Source organism: Streptomyces sp. NPDC056169 (assembly GCF_042268445.1).
GTDB lineage: Bacteria > Actinomycetota > Actinomycetes > Streptomycetales > Streptomycetaceae > Streptomyces.
Map to the genome: position 1 here is coordinate 52,606 of NZ_JBHJUO010000004.1, position 18,920 is coordinate 71,525.

Genomic DNA, 18,920 nt, shown 5'->3' on the forward strand with positions numbered 1-18,920 from the left:
ACACCAGGGCGACGAGGACGGGGACCTCGATGCGGGTGGGGGTCGCGGGCGGGCTCTCCGGCGGTCCGCGTGCCCTCGTGTCCACCGGTCGGTGGACACGAGGTTCAACCGGCCGAGCCTGTCGGCGAGACGGCGCCGACGGCGAGGCTGGGGCGCATGACGAACCCCACCGTACGCATGGCCCGGTACAGCGCCCGCCACCCCTGGCGCGCGCTGGTCGGCTGGATCCTCTTCGTGGCCCTCTGCCTCGGCACCGGCCTGGCCGTCGGGGCCGACCCCGCCACCACCGAGGACTTCCGCATCGGCGAGGCCGGCCGTGCCGAGGCGCTCGCCGCCGAGGGCGGCCTCCAGCAGAAGCCCCTGGAGCGGGTCCTCGTCCGGGCCGCGCCGGGCAGCGGCCCCCTCGACCGGGCCGAGGCCGACGCCGCCGCCCGCGACGTCGTCGCCCGGATGCGGAAGTTGCCCGAGGTGCTGGCCGTGGCCGGCCCGGTGGCCGACGCCGGGCACACCGCGCTGCGCGTCGACGTCACCATGAAGGGCGCCGAGTTCGAGGGGAAGCAGCACGTCGACGCGCTCCTCGCACAGACCGCCGAGGTCCAGGCCGCGCACCCGCGGCTGGTCGTCGAGGAGGTCGGCAGCCCCTCGATCGGCAAGGGGGTCGACAAGCTGCGCGGCGACGACCTCGCCCGCACCGAGATCATCGCGCTGCCCGTCACCCTGATCACCCTGCTGATCGTCTTCGGCTCGGTCGTCATGGCCGTCGTACCGCTGCTGCTCGCGCTCTCCTCGATCGTGGCCGCCGTCGGCCTGTCGATGGTCGCCTCGCACGTCTTCCCCGACGCCGGGGTCGGCACCAACGTCATCCTCCTGATCGGCCTGGCCGTCGGCGTCGACTACACCCTCTTCTACCTCAAGCGGGAACGCGAGGAGCGGGCCCGGGCCGGTGGGCGACTCGGCACCCAGGCCGTCGTGGAGCTGGCCGCGGCGACCTCGGGCCGGGCCGTGGTCGTCTCCGGGCTGGCCGTGGCCGTCTCCAGCGCCACCCTCTACCTCGCGGACGACGTCATCTTCTCGTCCATCGCCACCGGCGCCGTCGTCGTCACCCTGGTCGCCGTCCTGAGCTCGCTGACCGTGCTGCCCGCACTCCTCGCCCTGCTCGGCGCGCGCGCCGAACGCCGCAGGATCCGCCGGGAGACGCGAGCCGCCGAACGCGCCGCCGCCGGCAGGCCCGTACGGCGTCGTGCCTCCCGCCAGCCGGGTACGGCCCGTACCGGTGGCGGCCGGATCACCGCCGCGATCCTCCGTCCCGTCGCCCGGCACCCGGCCGTGACGCTCGCCGTCTCCGGCCTCGCCCTCGTCGCACTCGCCCTGCCCGTCCTGAACATCACCATCACCGAGATGAGCCGCGAGACGCACTCCCGCGCCATCCCCGCCATGCGGACCTACGACCGGCTGCTGACCGCCTACCCCGAGCTGAGGTCGATGCACCAGGTCGTCGTACGGGCGGACGCCGAGCGGGCCGCGGACGTCGCCGGCTCCCTGCGCGCACTCGCCCACCGCGCCGCCGCCGAGGACCCCGCGATCAGCGGCACGCCCGTCCTGCGCACCTCCGCCGACGGCCGCACCACGCTCCTGGAGATGTCCGTCCACCGCTCCGTGAACAGCGCCGAGGCACGCGTATCGCTCGACCGGCTCCGCGGCACCCTCGTACCGGCGACCGTCGGCGCGCTGCCCGGTGCCGAGGTGGCCGTCACCGGCGAGGTCGCCCGGTACGCCGACTACCCCGCGCACCAGAAGCGCAAGCTGCCGCTGATCGTGGGGGCGCTGCTGCTCGTCACCTTCGCGATGACGGTGTGGACGTTCCGGTCGGTGGTCCTCGGTCTCGTCGGCGTCGTCCTCAACCTGCTCTCCGCGTTCGCCTCGCTGGGCGTGCTGGTCCTGGTCTTCCAGAACACATGGGCGGAGGGGCTCCTCGGCTTCACGTCCACGGGCTCGATCGGCTCCCGGGTCCCGCTCTTCCTCTTCGTGATCCTCTTCGGCCTCTCCATGGACTACCAGGTGTTCGTGATCAGCCGGATCCGTGAGGCACGCCTCAAGGGCGCCCCCACCCGGCAGGCGGTCCTCGACGGCCTGTCCTCCTCCGCCGGGGTGGTCACCAGCGCGGCCGTGGTGATGGTGACGGTCTTCGCCAGCTTCGCCGCGCTGCACCTCATCGAGATGAAGCAGATCGGGTTCAGCCTGGCGGTCGCCGTCCTGCTCGACGCCTTCGTGATCCGCATCCTGGTCCTGCCCTCCCTGATGCTGCTGCTCGGCGAGGCCAACTGGTGGCCCGCGCGCGGAATGCGCCCTGCCGGGAGGCCCGAGCGGACCGAGCACCGACCGGTGTCCGTAGGCTGATCGGATGACGGACCGCATGACCGATCCCCTGCCCGAGCGGCCCGCGCTCACCGCCCTCCGGCGCTGGTACACCGCCGCCTGGCTGCTCCTGGGTCTCATCCCCTCGGTCATCGCCGTCGGCAACGACGCGGGGCCCGCGAAGTGGGCCTCCCTGGCCCTGGTCGGACTGGCCCTCGCCTACACCGCCGTCCACCGCGCCCGGAACCACACGCCGGTCTACCTGGGGGCCCTGGCCGCCGGTCTCGGCGTGATGGCGGCCCTTCCCGGCGGCGGCGCGGCCCTGCTGCTCGCCGCTCTCCCCCAGTTCTGGTTCCAGACCCTCGGGCGGCGGGCCGCGGTCCTGTTCAGCGGCTGCGCGGCCGCGGCCGCCGCGGCGGGGAGCCTCGTACGCGACTCGCCGGGGAACGCGGTCGCGGCCCTGACGGGCTACGCGGTCTCCGTCCTGGCGGGAATCCCGCTCCACCGCCTGCTGACGGACAGCGAGGCCCGCGCCACCGCCCTGGCGGCCGAACTTTCGTTGGCCCAGGAGCAGTTGGCCGACGCACACCGTCGTCAGGGCGCGATCGAGGAGCGGGAGCGCATGGCCCGCGAGATCCACGACACCCTCGCGCAGGGGTTCGCCTCCGTCATCGTGCTGGCCGAGGCGGCCCGGGCCGGCCTCGGCGGGGATCCGGAGCGCACCGCCCAGCAGTTGCGTTCCATCGAGCGGACGGCTCGGGAGAACTTCGCCGAGGCGCGGGTCCTGGTGGGCGCGGCCCCGCACAGCGGGCTGACCCCCGGTTCGGTCGTGCCGACCCTGCGCCGCACCCTGGAGCGGTTCGCCCAGGACACCGGGCTCGCGGTGGAGGCGGAGCTCCCCGAGGACGTCGACTGCGACCAGCAGACGCGGATCGCCCTGCTGCGCTGCACCCAGGAGTCCCTGGCGAACGTCCGGAAGCACGCCGACGCGAGCACCGTCGGCGTGGTCCTCGCGCAGCACCCGCACGCCATCGAGCTGGAGATCACGGACGACGGCCGGGGCTTCGTGGTCGAGGAGTCGCGGGGCTTCGGCCTGGACGGCATGCGCAAGCGGCTCGCCGAACTCGACGGCGAACTGACGGTGACGAGCTCGGTCGGGGACGGCACCCGCGTCCTCGCCACCTTCCACACGAACGGACAGTTCTGACATGCCCGCAACACACGAAGCCCGCGGCGCCGGCGCCGCCACAGCCCCGATCCGGGTCGTCGTCGTCGACGACCACACCGTCATGCGCGCCGGCGTGGTCTCGCTGCTCGCGCCCGCCCGGGACATCGTCGTCGTCGGCGAGGCGGACGACGGCCGCGCGGGCGTCGCGCTCGTCGAGCGGCTGACCCCGGACGTGGCCCTGGTCGACCTGCGCATGCCGGTCATGGACGGGGTCGCGGCGACCACCGCGATCACCTCCGGTCCCGCCCCGACCCGGGTGCTGATCCTGACCACGTACGACACCGACGTCGAGATCGAGCGGGCGGTGGAGGCCGGTGCCATCGGCTACCTCCTGAAGGACACCACCGGCGAGCAACTGGCCGAGGCCGTACGGGGAGCGGCCCGCGGCGAGACCGTCCTCGCCCCGCGCGTCGCCGAGCGTCTGGTCGCCCGGATGCGCCGCCCCGCCCCCGTCGTGCTGACCGCGCGGGAGCAGGACGTGCTGGGGGCGGTGGCCGACGGCCTGTCGAACGTCGAGATCGGCAGGCGGCTCGTCATCGCCGAGGCGACGGTCAAGACCCATCTCCTGCGCGTCTTCGCGAAGCTGGACGTCAGCGACCGTACGCGCGCGGTGGTCGTGGCCCTGGAGCAGGGCCTCCTGCCGGACCGCGAGCCGCCGCGCTAGTCCGGAGCGGTCCCTTGCCTCACTGTTGTCCGCCCGGGCCGTGGCCCTCCCTGATCGCCTTGGCGAGGGCCTTCTGCGCCGCCGCGTTGCGGGCGGCCGCCTGGTAGGCGCGGAGCTGCTGGATCTCCTCCGTGGTCTTGCCGACATGGCCGTAGTAGATCTCGGCCGCCTCGACGAACTCTCCGCCCTGGGAGAGGACGGCCCGGTAGAGCATGGTCTTCGCGACGTGACCCTGCCGTTGGACGGGTACGAGGTCCCAGACGATGAGTCCGCGCGGCGAGCGGGTGACGAGGTCCGGTTTCAGGTCGCCGATGACCCGGATGTCGCCGCTGCCGCGGCTCCGGAAGAGAGATTTCAGGGTGCTCGCGTAGTCGGCGACCTCGGGCGTGCCGGCGACGAACTCCTCGATGGGCATGTCGAGGAGTGACGGGGGAAGGTTCGCGAAGTCCCGGATCGGCTCCTCGGTCACGGCCCTGAAAGCCATGGCCCCGAAACGCTTCTTGACCAGGTCACTGAGCGCCTGGTGCATCCGGATGCCCCGCAGTTGGGCGGAGAACCCCGCGCTGCCCTCCATGCCGGAGACCTCGGCGATCGCCTGCACGACCAGGGGTTCCAGGGTGCTCGGGGTCACCATGGTCGCGGCGGCGGCCGCGGCGCCGGACTCGCCGGGCGTCCCCGCGGGCTTCTTCGCCGCTTCGTCCCACATGCGGAAGGCCTCGTCCAGTTCGGCGTCGGAGAGCGGCGCCTTGGCCGTGTCCAGGGCCTTGGCGATCTCGTCCTTGGCGAGCGCCGAGGTGCCCTTGACCTTCGCCCCCGAGAGCAGGACGTCCTCGCCGGCCGCCATCATCATGATCCCGTCCGGAGTGACGTACGAAGGCTTCTTCGACAGGACGAAGCGCAGGACTTCCCAGAAGGTCACGCCGATGTCCTTGAGTACGGCGAGGCCGACGCGTGTCACGGTCATGGCGAGGTGGGCCACGCGTCGGGCGACCGCGGGTGCCGACTTCAGGGCCGTCCACGCCGTCCACACGAACACCGCGATCTGCCCGACGATCCGGCCGAGGTCGAAGAACTCGCGCTGCTCGAACTTCTCCATGACCGTGGCGATCAGCAGGCCCATGCCCGCCGTGGCGGTGACGACCGGGTTCTCGACGAGCGCGACGATGCCCTGCCAGAGCTGGTGCCGCTCCCGCGCGAGATCCTCCGAGACGAACGAACCCGCCAGGATCCGGATCAGTTCGACGACCTGGTAGTAGCTCTCGCCCGCGCCCCACACGATCCCGCCGACCAGGGCGGCGACGTCGGCGGCGTCGAGCTCCGAGTGCTGGAGCACGTACGCCCTGGGCACTCCTCGCGCGTTCAGGAACTCGCGGAACTCGCGCACCCGGGCGAAGGCGAGCACCGTGCCGAGGTGGCCGAGACCGCGCAACTCCTCCAGGGCCGCCATGAGTCCGTCGTGGTCGAGGTCGCGCAGATAGGCCTTCAGGAGGCCCGTGGCGACGCTCGCCGGTGACGTCGGCCCGAGGTGCGGAAGCGCCGCGACGATGAGGGCCACGGCCCGCTTCGGATCCCCGCCCTTGCCGCCGGCGGGGGCGGGCGGGGCCGGCGGAGCGGCGGCGGAGTCCGTCGTGTACGCGAGGATGCCCGCCGGTACGGGATCGGTGTCCCGGGTGAGGACGAGGAGTCCGGTGTCCTGGCGGCGGCCGTCGGCCGCGACCCGCTGGACGGCGTACGCGGCGCCCGGGGCCGCCGCCGCGAGAAGGCCCAGCCGGTCGCGCGGGACCGGCTGCAGATAGAACGTCCCAGGACCGAGCCGGGCCGACACCGTGGCCGGACTCGCCTGTGCGGCTGCACCGAGCGCCGGCATGAGATGGGCCGAAGTCTCGGCGAAGAAGAGCGTGTTGACCGTGATGCGGCCGAGGGGCGCGGCGCGGAAGGCGGGACCCATGCGGTCCCGGACGGCGGCCAGGGCCGCCAGCGGCGCCGCGGCTCCGACGGGCGAGGGGTCGGGACGGTGCCGGCCCGCGCGCCCGCCCAGGTTCAGCGCCCCGGCCCCGGACCGGCTGCCGGGGCCCACGCCGCCCGCGGACCGGCCCGTCGAACCCCCGCCCACCGCCCGGCCCGTCGTCCCGCCGCCGCTTCCGCCCGTCCCCCGTACCGGCAGGACGACCGGACGGCCCTCCCCGTCGAAGCTCGGCACCCGGTAGCCGTCGGGCACGGACCGCTCCGGCACGTACGGCTCGCGCGGCGACCGGCCGGCGCCCCGCGCGTCGCCGCCGTCCGGCGGTACGAGACGGATCGCGGCCTCCACCGCCTCGCGCACCACCCTCTCCATGCGCCGGGCCGCCTCGGGGGAGAGCCCCTCGGGCCGGGCCGGCGGCTCGGGCAGGTGGTAGTGCCGTCGCGCTGTCATCGCACTCTCCGTCCGGCGAGCAGCCGGTGCACCGTGCTCGTGTCGTCGGCCGTCACCTCGAAGAAGATCTCCGGGTGGCGGGAGCTCAGGCGGGCCAGTACGCCGAGCCGGGGGCTGCCGCCGAGGCCGGTCGCGCAGGTCGAGCAGACCTCCTGGTCGATGCGGATGAACACCGTGCGGCCGCGGGCCGCCGCCCGTTCGGCGTCGGACAGGGCGGCGAGTGCCGCGTCGAGCTGCTGCGCGAGATCCTGCTCGGCGTGTCCGTGGGCCTGGGGGACGACGACGTTCTCCGGGGGCCGGATGGGATGCGCCGGGTCGTACGTACCGAACGCGCGGGGCGATCCGCCGGTGAACCGCCGTCCGGCGAGGGCGGGGATGTCGGACCGGGCGACGCCCACCGTCCCCTCGTACGCGGCGGCCGACTTGGCGGTGGGCGGCACGTCCTGGGTGCCCGCCGCACGGCGCTTCTCCTCCCAGCCGCCCGGCTCCCGCTCCCCGGGGGGACGCCCCTGCTCCTCCAGGTACCGGCGCCGGGCCTCGGCAGCCTCGCGCGCCTCCCGCAGGTCCTCGCGGAGCCGGGCCTGCACGTCGGGGTCGGAGGGGCGCTCGGGGACCATGGGGCGACGCTTGCCGCCGCGCATCGCGTCGAGGAACTCCTTGGCCACGGGATCGTCGGGCTCGCGGGCCCTCAGCTGCTCGTACGAGGCGTTCTCGTACCAGCTCAGGTCCTGGCCGGCCTCCGGGTCGGTCCTGGCGGCCTCCTCCAGCTCCTTGCGGCTCTTCCAGCGCGGTTTCGGGCCCGGTGCGCGCACCGGGCGGGGCCGGGGCGGGGTCGGCGGCTCGGCGGGCGGCGGCGTGCCCGGCGGTACGGGGGTCTCGGTGACGTGCGGGTCGGTGCCGTGCGGGCCTCCGGTGTGCGCGCCGGACGCGGGGGCGGGCCTCGGCGCGGCGGACGCGGGCGCGGGCTTCGGCGTACCGGGCGTCGCTCCGGCCTCGGGCGCCGGGCGGCCCCCGGCCGGGCGGATCCTCGCGAGCTCCTCGCCCACCTCGTCGACCCGGCGGCCCACCGCCGACGACCAGGCGCCGGCCTCCGCCTCCCGGAGCGTGCCGGCGAGGGTCTGTTCCATGCGCTGCTGTCCCGTCGCCGAGGCGACCGCCCACTGCTCGGCCGTCACACCCTGGCCGGCGAACAGCTGCGCGACGAGCGCCGCCTTGGCCACCGTGGAGCCGAGGCGCGTGGACACGGCCTGGTAGGCGCCGCGCAGCAGCGGCTCCCCGACGAAGGAGAAGAACAGGCCGATGAGCGCGCCCCAGCCCATGCCCTCCACGTACGCCTGGGTGTCGTGGCCGGTGCCGCCGTGCAGGGTGACGTCGACCAGGTCGCGGGCGAACAGGTCGAGGGCGGCCGTGGAGGCACCGGTGACGGCGCCCGTGGTCAGCTTCTGCGCCACCTTGCCGGCGAGGCGGCTCCCCAGGCCGCGGGTGGCGAGGGGGCCGGCCCAGCCGCCGAGCCCGCTGCCGAACCGGAAGCCCACGGCGCCGAGATAGCCCTCCACCGCCGCCATGGCGAATCCTTCGAGGGACAGGTGCTCGCTGCCGAGGACGACCTTGATGAGGTAGATGGCCTCGGACAGGGCGATGCTGGTGAGGATGGGGCCGATGCCGCCGCCGAGCTGGATCAGGATGCCGACGATCCCGACGGACCATCCGACGACGATCGCGCCGGCGCCGACGACGATCAGGTTCACGACCTGGAGGGCCTCGCCCGACCGGAGCATTCCCCACTCGTGCAGCCGCGTCTCGAACTCGCCGAAGTGTTCGACGATCGGCCCGGCGCTGCGCTGCCACTCCTCGCCGCTCCCGGTGGTCCGCGAGACGATCTCGAAGCGGATGTCGTGCGAGGGCAGCCCGTCGCGTTCGGCGGCGATCACGTCGAGCAGCCGGATCGTGTACGTGACGTCGACCTTCTCGAAGTCGTCCTCGGTGAGTCCCGCGGCCTTGGTGGCGCGGGCGAGGGAGGTGACCGAGAAGGTCTTGGCGTCGTAGACCTCGGTGTCGCGCCCGGTGAGGATCTCCTCGGCCAGCCGGTGCCGTTCCCGGAGCAGGTGCTCGCGCAGCGCCTCCGCCTTGCCCGGCTTCGGCCGCAGCCCGGGCACCTGCCGGGAGTAGATCTCGTCGCCCTGGGCGAGGACCTCCCCCGCCGTCACCCGCTTCCCCTCCTGGTGGTCGAGCAGGATCGCGCCCTGTCCCTTGCCGCCGGGGACGTACGCGTGCGCCGAGGTGGCGGCGCGCTCCGCGGCGAGCGCGGTGCGGAGCCGCTGCACCCTGGCGTGCCGGGCGTACGGGGTGACCGCGCAGTGCTGGAGCAGCCGGGCGCGCAGCGCGAAGCGGCCGGTGGCGTCCACGGCGTCGAAGACCTCGTCCCACGCGTGCTCCCGCTCCAGCTCGGCGAGGACGTAGGTGAAGAGGCTGCCCAGCCGGCCGCGCGCGTGGGGGGCGCCCACCTCGTCGAGCAGCGCGTCCATGACGTGTCCCGCGTCCTCCCCCGCCCTGAGGCGCGTGAGGAGCGTACGGACGAGCTGACGGGCCACCGGGTGGTAGATCGCGGCGCCGAGCCGCTCGGGCGCCAGGTCCAGGTGGGCGCGCGCGTAGAGGACCCGGGTGCCCGGCTCGTCGGGCCACTCCGCACGGCCGCGGACCGGTTCGGGAAGTCCGGGGAACGTGTCCCCGTCCTGGACGAACAGGCGTGCTGCCGGGTCCCGTTGGCGGGTGCCGCCGCCGGTCTGCCGGTCGAGCAGCAGGAACACGACGTCCTCGCGGACCCCTCCGCCGGGGGTGCGCGCGGGACCGGAGGAGGGGCGGATCACGGCGGGCCGGATCCAGACCGTCACCTGCTCCTCGGCGAACTCCTCCGCGTACCGCTCCCACGGCACTCCCGTCGCCCGCTCGAACAGCACGGGGTCCACGCAGAAGCCCGCGTCGCGCACCGGGACGGTGAATCCGAGGCCGGGGCCGGTCGCGGCGACGTCGGCGATGTCGATCCGGGGCAGCGTCATGAACGCGAACAGGACGTGGCCGGACTGGAGCGCGGGGACGCGCGCGGCGACCGGGCCGCCCGGTTCGAGCGCGTGGAGGGCGCGCAGGGCGGCGGACGAGCCGGTGAGGACCCACGCGGGTTCGGTGCGTGCCGCGGAGCCCGGGCGGCCGGGCCGTGCGGTTCCGGCGGCCCGTACGAGGAGTTCCTCGCCCAGCTCCTCCGGCAGGGCGGGGGCGTCGACCCGTACGAGCCAGACCTCCAGGGGGAATTCGACGCCCGCCCGGTCCTCGTACAGCGCCGCGAGGGGCAGGGGGTGGCCCAGGACTTCCCCGACGTAGGCGAGGAACCGGTCGGCCGCCATCCGGGTGCCGACCGTGCGGACCACGGTCCACGGCTTGGTGACGGCCTTGCCGCGCACCGGGATCCGGGCCGGGCGGCCCTCGGCGTCGTACGAGGGGACGGCGTACCCGCCGTGTCCGCCGCGTCCGGCGTCGAAGGGCTCGCCCGCCGGGTCTCCGGGGCGCCCGGTGCCGGAGCGGGGGAGCATGCGTTCGGCGTGGGCGAGACGGGCGGCGACGGCCGTGGTGAGCTGTCGCCGGAGGGCGTCCAGTACCTCCGGGCCGGGTTCACCGACGAGGGTGATCCGGACCGGTACGCGGACGTGGATCTCCTGGGTCTCGCCCATGGCCGCCGCCGCTCCCCCGCTACTCGGTGACCAGGATCATGACGCGCAGCCCCGAACCGACCCGTTCCTTCTCGTCGTTGAGGGACAGGTCGAAGGTGTGGAGGCTGCCGACGGGGGCGTCGGGGTCGAGCTGGACCTCCAGCTCGCTGAGGACGGCGTCCCCCATCTTCTCGTCCCGCTCGAACGTCTGGTCGAGGCCGGGGATCCCCTCGGCCTTCAGCGAGAAGGACATCCGGCTCGTGGCCCGGGTCACGCGTTCGGTGCCGTACGAGGTCTTCAGCACCAGCTCGCCGAAGTCGGATCCGAAGACGTTCGCCGGGTCGGTGCCCGGGTCGATTCCCGATTCGGCACCCGGGCCGGTCGGCGGGTCGGTGCCGGGCTTGGTGCTGGGTTTGGTGAACTCGATCTCCCGCACCTGGGAGAGGACGAGAAGCTCGTCCGGACTGAACCCTTCGAACTCGAAGGGTTCCGCCATGATCTTGTACTTGCGTGGATGCACGGACGGCGCCTCGGGCCGTGTCGTGTACTGCACCTTCACCGGCTGGGAGACGGCCGGCTGACGGGCCGGTTGGAGGATGATGTTGCGCTGGCCCTGGTGCTGTTCGCCGTTGGGGTTGAAGCCCTCGGTCGCCGTGATCGGCGCGCTGCCCGGGTCGGGCGAGGCGACGTCGTCCTCACTCTGGTAGACGTTGGCGATGAGGCACATGTGCCCGTCGCCCTGGAGCTCGGCGGGCTGGGGCGTCCAGGGACCGAATCTGACGACGTTTCCGTCGTCCGGGTCGTTGGTGCCGGCGCCCGGTGGGATGTCCTTGGGGGCCGCGAAGATCTTGGTGGCGGTCCCGAACGTCGGGGGCACGCCGATGGACGCGGGGTAGATGAACGCCTGGACGCGGACGGCCTTCATGATCTGGCTGCCCCTGTTGGAGACCCGAACGCGGATGAAGGAGGGGTCACCGACCGTCGCCTTGGTGATGCCGGGCTCCAGCCAGATGCTGGCGTTGGCCCAGAACGGCGGATCCTCGCGGACCCACGGACGCGAGCCGCTGTCCTCGCCCGGGCCGTTGTTCCGGCCGTAGTCGACACCGACGTAGAGGTTGCCTGCCATGGTGGACTCGCTTTCAGTCGAGGATGTAGGAGATCTGGAGGGAGGCGATGGTGACCGTGTCCGAGGTCGAGGCGCTGGCGAGGCTCGCCTTCACGGAGTAGCGGAAGCCGTTCATGTCGACCCGCTCCATGCCCGGTTGGATGTTCTCGGAGGCGTCGTACGTCCCGGTGCCGACGACCCGGGACAGGACCTGCTGGGTCGGGGTCTGGGAGATCGGCGACCGGACGAGGAGGATGTTCAGGGTGCCGCTCCCGGTGTTGGTGCCCAGGGCCCGGAACTTCAGCAGCTTGGCTCCGTCCGGCAGTGGGACGGCGACGATTCCCCGTGCGCTGACCGCCAAGGCGGGGCGGACCGCGACTCCGTTGGTGTCCAGCTCCCAGTTCGAGTCGCCGGCCAGCGGGGCGAACGCCGGCGCCACCGACAGCTTCCGCTCGACCGAGATGTGCTGGCCGGCCGCCTTGATGGCGACGTCGATGGTCTTCACCACCCCCGACAGCGACTCCAGGTCCTGTTGCAGCGTGTCGAAGCGGATGTTGAAGCCGTTCGGTCCGCTGGCGGACACCCGGTCCCGGGTGTCCACCCAGGGCGTGTGCTTGAACGCGGGGGTGAAGGCGATGCTGTCGGTCATGGTGTTCCTCCGGTCAGCTCCTTGGTGACCACTTCCACGCCCAGCGGATGCAGCTCGGCGAGGAGATGGGTGATGAGGTCCCGCTCGGCGGGCGTCAGGACGTGACCGGCCAGCTCGGGGGTGCGCAGCCGTACGGTGACCTGGTACGCCCCCGGTCCGGCGGTCGGCCGGTAGGCGGCCTGCACCCAGGCGAGCCCCGGGTGTTCGCCTCGTACCGACATCTCGGCGGGGGCGGTGGTGAGGAGGGACGCGGCGCCGTCGCCGGTGGACCAGACGAGGACGCCGAGGGTGCCGACCGCCGCTTCGGTGGGACTGACGAACAGCTTCGCCACCGCCCCGACCTCCAGGACGCCTTCGGTGAGTCCCGTGGCATGCACCTCGACAGGGTGGTCGCCGACGTTCTGACGGACCGTCACCGACCCACCGCCCACACTGACATGGCTGAAGCCGGCCCGGTGCGCGAGGACCGCCAACACGCCCGCGGTGACACCCGGATGCTTCAGTCGCAGCTCCCGGCCCTCCTTCGCGAGCGACGATCCGGTCGGCGCGAACGCGGCCTCGACGACGAGCTTGCCGGACTGGCCCGTCAGCAGGACGACGAGGCGGTCGAGGTGCCGTGCGGTCTCCCGCCGCATCCGGTGCCGATTCGGATCGGCACCGTAGTCGACGTGCGAGGGATCGTCGTGCAGGGCCAGGAACACCGGGTCGATCGGGACTCCGGGGGCGGGCGGTGCCGGGTTTGCGGTGCCGTCCGCACCGATGGCCTTGCCGTCGGCGAGGGGCGCCGGGAGGACCGTCACGTCCTGGGTGACCGTGAGGGTGTGGGGCCCGTCGCGCAGTTCGGCGGTGACGACGACCCGCCCCGGCGCCTCGCCGGTGAGCTGGACGGACACCTGGTCGGCCGGCCCGGTGAACACCGCCCGTCCGGGCCCGCAGTGGACCAGGTACCAGCGGATCGTCGCCCCCGACGGCGGGGCGGGCGTCACGCTCAGCGTCAGCTGCTGCCCTTCGGCGACCGTGCCCGCGCCGGTGTGCATCACGAGCTGTTCGTCCGGCGCGGTCTCCGCGTACACCTGCCCGTCGGGGCGGTGGACGACCAGGTCGAATCCGGCGCGGTGCGCCAGCGCGGCGAGCCGGCCGGGCTCGGCCGAGGGGTGGGTGAGCAGGACGGCCCGGCCGGTGGCGCGCGCGTCCTCGGCCCGCGGGTCGAATCCGGAGGTCACCCGGGCCCGGGTGGCTCCGAGCAGAGCGGCGAGTCGGCCGAGGGCCGCCGCCACCGCGGGCCGTGTGCGGCCGGGCGCGGGGAGCGGGAGGCCCGGTGGGTACGGCCCGGGCGGCGGCGGTGCGATGTCCACCACCGCGGGGTCGAGGGTGAGCAGGTAGTACGGGTCGAAGTACCCCTCCGGCGCGGGCGGTTGCCGGCCGTCGCCCGGCCGGCCGAGCGCGTCGATCGACCGGCCGCGCGGCACCTCGGCCGGGACCACCCGCAGGGGCAGCAGTCCGCGGCGCAGCGGGCCGTTGCCGTCGTCGACGACCAGGGGGTTCGCGTGGCCGCCGATCGTTCCGATCGCGGCGTTGAGCGCGGCGGCGAATCCGATGGGCGTGGGCAGGGTCCAGCGGCGGGCGAGGCGCACCCGCCTGCGGTAGGCGGGGTCGTCCTCGCCGCTCGACCGGACGACGTCGAGGCCGGCCCCGAGGAGGTCGAGGGTGCTTCCCCGGGCGTCCCGTGGCGAGCGGACGGTGGCGGTGCGGTCCAACTGCGCGCGCAGGTGGTCCCGTTCCCAGCCGAGCGCCCACAGGAGTTTGCCCGTCGTGCCGAGCAGGGCCGTCAGCCGCCACCGGGTCTCCTGGCTTCCGGCGAGGCCCGTGGACCGGATGCCGGTGAGCAGTCCCGAGGGTCGCGGCACGGCGACCGTGGTGCCGGCGAGGAGCCCTTCCGGCAGCGGGAGCGTGATCTCCTGCGGGCCGTCGTCGACGGTCAGGGTGACGGTCGTGGCCGGTGCGACGTCCTGCCGGGCCTGGAGGATGTACAGCGGGTCGGGATCCACTCCGAACAGGGCCTTGTGGAGCGCGAAGTCGTACAGGTCGATGTCCTCGCCCCGTACGACGAGCTCCAGGTGGTCGGCGCCCCGGGCGAAGGGGGTGGTGAGCCGCAGGGCCATGTCGGTGGCCGCCATCGGCGGGGCCGCGGTGGTGGCCGTGGTCATCGCGGCACCACCTGGATGTCGCTGAGGGCGGAGTCGCGGGTGAACTGCGCCATCTCCGTGAGTCCCATGACGAGGCTCTCGCCGACGGCCGCCTCGACGATGCCGAGCTGGTAGGGGACGGCGCCGAAGCCGAACCGGCCGAACGCGGGCGGGCAGCGCCGCAGATGGAGGTTGCGCACGTCGGTGACGCCCGGCTCGTCCACGAGCACGCACATCACGCGGGAGTAGAGCACGTCGTCGCCCAGTCTCAGCCGGCCGATGTCGTGGGCGAGGCGCTTTCTGATGCCGTCCTGCACGGCGGCCGTGGTGAACCGCGGGTCGAGGACGATCTCGGCGCGCACCGCGACCTCGATGTGGTCCGCCTCCACGACCCTGATGTGCACGCCGATGGGCCGTACCCGCTCGACGGCCGCCGTGACCCGGTCGAACACCCCTTCCACCGTCTCGGTGCCCGTGGTCGTGGTGAGCCACGGGCGCGGTCCACGGCGGGCGACGGCGACCTCGGCGAAGTACGGTTCGCCGACGCGGCGTTCGGCGCTGAAGCTGCGCTCGCCGAAGGAGAAGCCGTCGAAGAAGACCTGCGAGACGTCGACGCCGCCCAGCTCGTCCGTGACCCGCGCGTCGACGACGTCCTCGACGCCGAGCGCGGCCTGCCGGACGCTGTCCGTGGTCCACAGGGCGTGTGGCAGGGCGATCAGCCGGGACCGGTACGACGCGTCGTCCTCGGCTTCCAGGGCGCCGGCGAAGGGTGCCGGATTGGAAAGGGTGAGCGTGGCTCCCGCCCAGTCCGCGAGGTACTGCTCCGCGTGCTCGGGGTGGACCCGGGTGATCGTCGCGGCGGACACCGCCTCGCCGCCGCCCTCGACGGCGAGGACGTCCACCGTCGCCGTCGGGGCGGCGACGGTGAGGACCAGGGGTTCCTCGGTCGCGAACGCCCGGGCGGCGTCGTCCGTCTCCGACGGCGCGGTGAGCAGCAGCGTGCCCTCGGGGACGACGTAGGCGCGGTTCGGCGCTCCGTTCCCCAGGGTGAACAGCACCTGGCCCGCGCGCCGTCCGGCCAGGCGTTCGAGACCCGCGTCCTCGCCGAGCAGATCGAGCGCGGCGCCGGTCGCGGTGGCCGGGAACTGCGCGTAGTAGAGGGCCTCCATCCGTTTCCACAGCTCGGAGTCCTCGGCGGCGACGACCTCCAGGACCTTTCCCAGCGGGCTGGTGGGCCGCAGGTCGACGTCGTCGCCGAAGACGGCCTTGGCGCGTTCCCGGCTCTCTCTGAGGAGCTGGTCGATTCCCTTGAGGACGAAGCCCTCGTCCGTCACGCCGTAGGTCATGACTCACACCTCCAGGTCTGCCGTGACGGCGGTGGTCCGGCCGTCGACGGTCTCCACGACGACCGCGGCGGTCCACCGGCGGGAGGCCGGGTCGCCGGTGAAGGTCACCTCCGTCACCTCGTTCACCCGCGGATCGGCGGCGAGGGTCCTGACGATCTCCAGCCGCAGCAGCTCCTGCACGACCGGGGGGCCGCCGGGCCGGCCGAAGGCCTCCGTGACGCTGAGCCCGTACCGGTCGTCGAAGCGGTCGGAGCCGTACGGGGTGAGGAGCGAGAGGGTCAGGGCCTGGACGAGGTTGGCGAGGCCGCGCACCTTCACCAGGTCGCCGCCGCGGAGGACGAGGTCGCCGTTGTCCAGGAGCAGGCTGTGCCCCAGGGGCTCCGCCACCGTCGTCACCTCGCCTTCAGGAGGGTCTGGCCGGCCGACAGGACGTTCCACAGCACGGGTTGGGTGGGCAGGGCCAGGGTGAGGCCGCGGGCCGTGTCCAGGGCGACGGCGCTGCCCCGCACCGACAGGACCGTGCTCGTGCCGTCCGTCAGGGAGGTGACCTTGCCGCACTCCACCAGGCCGGGGCTGCCCTTGTTGGGGCAGGTGGGCACGGTCGCCGCGAGCAGGTCGCTCACGAGCAGGACCGGGTTCCCGGCGACGGTCAGCGAGGTCTGGGAGGGCACCACCAGGAGCGGGGCGAGGTGGGCGCAGCGGATGTCGGCGGCGGTGGTGAGGACGTAGGGCATCACGTCACCTGTACCGCGCTGCCGTCCAGGGACAGACTCACGGTCCCGTTGCTGAGCATGATCTTCCTTCCTGTGGTGCTGACGGTGACCGCGCCCGTCGCGCCGACGGTGATGGTGGTCCCGCTCTGGTGCTCGATGGTCACGGTGTCGTCCGTGGGGGGTGTGGGGCGGGTGCCGACCGGGGAGAGGCTGCCGGTGCCGACCTGGATGTGCAGGCCGCGGGCCTGGATGACCCGGCCGCCCGCGGCGTCGGTGAGGTCGTTCGTCCCTGGGCCGGCGGGCAGGCCGTCGGGGCCGAGCCGGGTGGGCAGGGAGAGCCAGTAGTCGCCGGGGTGGGGTTCCGGGGCCTTGGCGCCGGGGGTGCGGGGCCACAGGTAGCCCACGACGGCCGCGTCGTTGACGAGGTCGCGGTTGTGGGCGAGCAGGGCCCGCATCCCGGGGTAGACAGGGGTCATCAGGCCGCACGGGCCGAAGGCGAAGGGGGCGGCCACCGGCTTGTCGAGCAGGGTGTCGTCGCCGATCTCGCCCTGGACGCTGGGTGCGCTCATCGCGGGCGGCGGAGACTGCCCGTACTTCAGCGACACCTGGTGGCCCCGGCCGCGGTACGTGGTGACCTCGCCGACGTCGACGGAGGGGCGGGCCCGCCGCTGACGGTCCGCGTGGGCCTCAAGCCGGTCGGCGAAGCCGCTCACCCCGCCGTCGACGACCTCGGCGACGGCGCCGGCGGGCACGGCGACGAGCTGGACCTCGCACACGTACCCCGTGCGACCGCCGAAGCGGTGGACGACGCGGGTGACGCGCAGCGGGCCCCGTGGCGCCTCGACGCCCTTGAGCGTCGCGACCTGTCCGACGCGCAGTCCGGGATGACCGAGGACCACCAGTTCGAGCGAGGTGCGGGGCGGCTGGCGCTCCTCTCCGGGTGCGAGCGCCGCCGTCTCCTCGCCCTGGGAGTCCCCGTACGAGACGAGGTTGAGCGCCGGGTCGAACGGTACGGGCGCGGGGTCGTCACCGGAGCCGACCACCCGCCCGACGCGGATCTGCTTGTCGCGGATCACGACGGGCGCCGGGACGGTCGCGGCGAGTTCCCGCAGGGCGCCGAGCGCGGTCGGGCTGCGGACCGTGTGGTCGGTGAGGTCGGCCGTGAGCGTCGAGCCCTCGGCGAGCGTGAGCCCCGTCGCCTGGGCGATCCGCTCGGCGAACTCCAGCGCGTCGCAGGACTTCGCCCGGTGCAGCGCCACCTCCTGGGTGCGCAGGGCGTACCCGGCGGCGTCCTGCCCGGTGAGGCGGACGCGGCTGAGACCGTCCTCGCCGACCCAGGAGGTGATCCGGAGGATCCGGCCCGCCATCACCGGCTCGTCGACGCTGCCCGGCTCGTCGAAGTAGCCGAGCCGCACCGTGGCCTTGAGCGGGGTGTCGACGATCTTCGAGCGGAGCATGGCGACGGTGTCGCCGGGGACGTTGACGAGCAGGAGGTCGAAGGTGCCCGCCACCGCTCCCTCGTTCATCGTCACGGTGATGTCCGCGTCGAGGACGAGGGAGCCGTCGAAGATGTGGTTGGAGACGGTGAGCGGCAGTCCGGCGAGGCCCACCAGGGAGGCGACCGCGCCGGCGATGGCGCCGAGCGGGGAGTCCTCCGGGGGTTTGTCCTCGTCCACGGTCACGCCGTAGCGGATCGCGATGCTCACGCCGACACCTCCACGACGACCTTCGAACCGTGGCTCCCCGCGCCGTTCAGGTTCCGCACGTGCACGCGGGCCTCCCGGAAGACGAGCCGCAGCGGGCCCGCCGGGCAGGGCAGTCCGCGCACCGCCTTCCGGCGCACGAGCGGCACGAGCCCGTCGGGGTCCTCGCGGCCGACGACGACCACGAGGAACGCGCTGCTCTCCAGGAGGTTCAGGACGTCCTGCGCCGCGACGGTCCGTTCGTCGGCGTTCACGTACAGGCCGATGCGGTACACGTGCGGGCCGAAGCGCATCCGGAAGCTCTGCGGGAAGCCCTCGTCGGGGTCGACGGGCAGCAGCGGCATCGCGTCTCCTCTCCGGCTCTGCCTACAACGGTGAACGGGGTACGGGGCCGGGGGCCGGCAGGCTCGGCACACCCGCGCTGCCCGCGCTCATCGCGAGGTCCGCGATCTCGCCGAGCAGCGCCGTCAGACTGGAGCGGGGCACGTGCTGGAGCGTCAGGGAGACGTCGAAGGCGTCCCGTTTCTGCACGCTCTGCGTGAACCGCAGATCGGTGATCTGCATGTCGAGGCTGAGCGTAAGACCGCAGACGACGGGGATCCCGGAGACGGCGAGCACCGGCGCGACGGCGGCGAGGAGCGCCCGCGAGGTGAGCGCGAGGACCTCCAGGGCCTTCTTGGTGGCGTGCCGCTCGGGGCCGAGGAGGACGGCCTCGATGACGATCGTCTTCGTCGACGGCTGGGTGGCCTGTGCGAAGCGGCTGCCGAGGATCCGCTCGACCCGGTACCCCTCGGTCATGGTGACGCTCTGCACGTACAGCAGGGGGACCGTGCCGACGAGCACCTTTTCCGTCACGG

14 protein-coding genes are annotated in these 18,920 nt (G+C 73.6%); 3 read left to right on the forward strand and 11 right to left on the reverse strand.

Annotated elements, in window-relative coordinates; all coding sequences use genetic code 11:
* Nucleotides 1-156: 156 nt before the first annotated feature.
* Genes ACFC0G_RS07375 through ACFC0G_RS07385 form a run of 3 tightly spaced genes read left to right on the forward strand, consistent with a single transcriptional unit; the run spans nt 157 to nt 4,247 of the window.
* Nucleotides 157-2,397, forward strand: a complete 2,241-nt coding sequence (locus ACFC0G_RS07375) for an MMPL family transporter (RefSeq protein WP_376398627.1) — start codon at nt 157-159, stop codon at nt 2,395-2,397.
* A gap of 4 nt (nt 2,398-2,401) precedes the next feature.
* Nucleotides 2,402-3,562, forward strand: a complete 1,161-nt coding sequence (locus ACFC0G_RS07380; protein ID WP_376398630.1) for a sensor histidine kinase — start codon at nt 2,402-2,404, stop codon at nt 3,560-3,562.
* Between the two features lies 1 nt (nt 3,563).
* On the forward strand, nt 3,564-4,247 hold the full coding sequence (locus ACFC0G_RS07385) for a response regulator (protein ID WP_376398633.1): 684 nt from the start codon (nt 3,564-3,566) through the stop codon (nt 4,245-4,247).
* A 19-nt stretch (nt 4,248-4,266) separates the two neighbouring features.
* Here the strand turns inward: ACFC0G_RS07385 and ACFC0G_RS07390 are convergent, their stop codons facing one another.
* From ACFC0G_RS07390 to ACFC0G_RS07440, 11 genes are read right to left on the reverse strand one after another with little or no spacing between them, the layout of a single operon-like run.
* On the reverse strand, nt 4,267-6,660 hold the full coding sequence (locus ACFC0G_RS07390; RefSeq protein ID WP_376398636.1) for a hypothetical protein: 2,394 nt from the start codon (nt 6,658-6,660) through the stop codon (nt 4,267-4,269).
* Nucleotides 6,657-10,382: a hypothetical protein gene (locus ACFC0G_RS07395; protein WP_376398639.1), complete on the reverse strand. Its 3,726-nt coding sequence runs from the start codon at nt 10,380-10,382 to the stop codon at nt 6,657-6,659. The genes ACFC0G_RS07390 and ACFC0G_RS07395 overlap by 4 nt, the downstream gene beginning before the upstream one ends.
* A gap of 19 nt (nt 10,383-10,401) precedes the next feature.
* Nucleotides 10,402-11,487 carry a hypothetical protein gene (locus ACFC0G_RS07400; RefSeq protein ID WP_376398641.1) on the reverse strand — a complete coding sequence of 362 codons (1,086 nt, stop codon included), beginning with the start codon at nt 11,485-11,487 and terminating at the stop codon, nt 10,402-10,404.
* A 13-nt stretch (nt 11,488-11,500) separates the two neighbouring features.
* Entirely contained in the window at nt 11,501-12,115 is a 615-nt protein-coding gene (locus ACFC0G_RS07405) for a hypothetical protein (RefSeq protein ID WP_376398644.1), read from the reverse strand.
* Nucleotides 12,112-14,322, reverse strand: a complete 2,211-nt coding sequence (locus tag ACFC0G_RS07410) for a hypothetical protein (protein WP_376398647.1) — start codon at nt 14,320-14,322, stop codon at nt 12,112-12,114. Before ACFC0G_RS07410 ends, ACFC0G_RS07405 begins: the two co-directional genes overlap by 4 nt.
* Nucleotides 14,319-15,647, reverse strand: coding sequence for a baseplate J/gp47 family protein (locus ACFC0G_RS07415; protein ID WP_376398650.1), 1,329 nt, complete (start codon nt 15,645-15,647; stop codon nt 14,319-14,321). The genes ACFC0G_RS07410 and ACFC0G_RS07415 overlap by 4 nt, the downstream gene beginning before the upstream one ends.
* A 3-nt stretch (nt 15,648-15,650) precedes the next feature.
* Nucleotides 15,651-16,034, reverse strand: coding sequence for a DUF2634 domain-containing protein (locus ACFC0G_RS07420; protein ID WP_376398652.1), 384 nt, complete (start codon nt 16,032-16,034; stop codon nt 15,651-15,653).
* Between the two features lie 5 nt (nt 16,035-16,039).
* Nucleotides 16,040-16,381, reverse strand: a complete 342-nt coding sequence (locus tag ACFC0G_RS07425; RefSeq protein WP_376398655.1) for a hypothetical protein — start codon at nt 16,379-16,381, stop codon at nt 16,040-16,042.
* Nucleotides 16,381-18,066 carry a hypothetical protein gene (locus tag ACFC0G_RS07430; protein ID WP_376398658.1) on the reverse strand — a complete coding sequence of 562 codons (1,686 nt, stop codon included), beginning with the start codon at nt 18,064-18,066 and terminating at the stop codon, nt 16,381-16,383. Before ACFC0G_RS07430 ends, ACFC0G_RS07425 begins: the two co-directional genes overlap by 1 nt.
* Nucleotides 18,063-18,407: a hypothetical protein gene (locus ACFC0G_RS07435; RefSeq protein WP_376398661.1), complete on the reverse strand. Its 345-nt coding sequence runs from the start codon at nt 18,405-18,407 to the stop codon at nt 18,063-18,065. Before ACFC0G_RS07435 ends, ACFC0G_RS07430 begins: the two co-directional genes overlap by 4 nt.
* Nucleotides 18,408-18,429: 22 nt before the next feature.
* The gene (locus tag ACFC0G_RS07440) at nt 18,430-18,918 is read right to left on the reverse strand and encodes a hypothetical protein (protein ID WP_351813542.1); all 489 of its coding nucleotides are present in this window, start codon (nt 18,916-18,918) and stop codon (nt 18,430-18,432) included.
* Nucleotides 18,919-18,920: the final 2 nt, after the last annotated feature.